1 protein-coding gene is annotated in these 1253 nt (G+C 65.5%); it reads left to right on the top strand.

Translation table 11 applies throughout. From position 1 onward, the window contains the following. Positions 1-52 precede the first annotated feature (52 nt). A partial coding sequence (locus ABZX92_RS45915; RefSeq protein ID WP_355572490.1) for a glycoside hydrolase family 48 protein occupies positions 53-1253 on the top strand: 1201 nt, incomplete at its 3' end.

Genomic DNA, 1253 nt, shown 5'->3' with positions numbered 1-1253 from the left:
GACGGGGTCGGCTGGCCGATCTTGGCGTCGATCAGGATCGTGCCGATGAGCGCTGCTGGCCCAGCAGTGGGCCACGGAGCAGGGCAAGGGATCCCAGATCGCGCCCGAGATCGCCAAGGCCGCGAAGATGGGCGACTACCTGCGCTATGCCATGTTCGACAAGTACTTCAAGAAGATCGGCAACTGCACGAGCCCGAGCTCCTGTCCGGCCGGTACGGGTAAGAGCAGTGAGCACTATCTGATGTCCTGGTACTACGCGTGGGGCGGCGCAACCGACACGAGTGCCGGTTGGGCATGGCGGATCGGTGACAGCGCTTCGCACCAGGGCTACCAGAACCCCCTCGCGGCGTATGCGTTGTCGAACGTCCCGGCGCTCAAACCGCTGTCCGCGACGGGACAACAGGACTGGTCCACCAGCCTGAACCGGCAGCTGGAGCTGCTGCAGTGGCTGCAGTCGTCGGACGGTGCGTTGGCCGGCGGTGTCACCAACTCCTGGGAGGGCCAGTACGGCACGCCTCCCGCGGGTACGCCGACGTTCTACGGCATGTTCTACGACGCGCATCCGGTGTGGCGTGATCCGCCGTCGAACCGGTGGTTCGGTTTCCAGGTGTGGGGTTTGGAGCGCACGGCGGCGTTGTACCGGATGACTGGGGACGCGCGTGCGAAGAAGATCCTGGACAAGTGGGTGACGTGGGCGCTGGCGAACACGACGACGGGCACGAACTTCCAGATCCCGGCGGATCTGGAGTGGACGGGGTCACCGGACACGTGGAATGCCACGAACCCTGGCGGGAACGCGAACCTGCACGTGCGGGTGGTCAACAAGAACCAGGACGTCGGTGTGGCCGCGTCCTACGCGAAGGTGCTGCTGAACTATGCGGCGAAGTCGGGCAACGCCCAGGCGAAGGCCACCGGTGAGGCGTTGCTGACGGGGTTGATGGCGCATCAGGACAGCATCGGCATCGCCACACCCGAGGTCCGCACGGACTACAACCGTTTCGACGACACCTACAACGCCACCACCGGCGAAGGCCCGTACGTGCCGCCGGGCTGGACCGGGAAGATGCCCAACGGCGACCCGATCGCCCAGGGCTCGACGTTCCTGTCGATGCGGTCGACGTTCAAGAACGACCCGCAGTGGCCCAAGGTCCAGTCCTATCTGAACGGTGGACCGGCGCCGGAGTTCACCTACCACCGGTTCTGGGCCCAGACCGAGATCGCCACCGCATTTTCCCTGCACACCGAGCTCTTCG

This window comes from Lentzea sp. NPDC006480, from assembly GCF_040611995.1.
GTDB lineage: Bacteria > Actinomycetota > Actinomycetes > Mycobacteriales > Pseudonocardiaceae > Lentzea.
The sequence above is the reverse complement of the archived record's forward strand: the minus strand, read 5'-3'. Positions and strand labels throughout refer to the sequence as shown.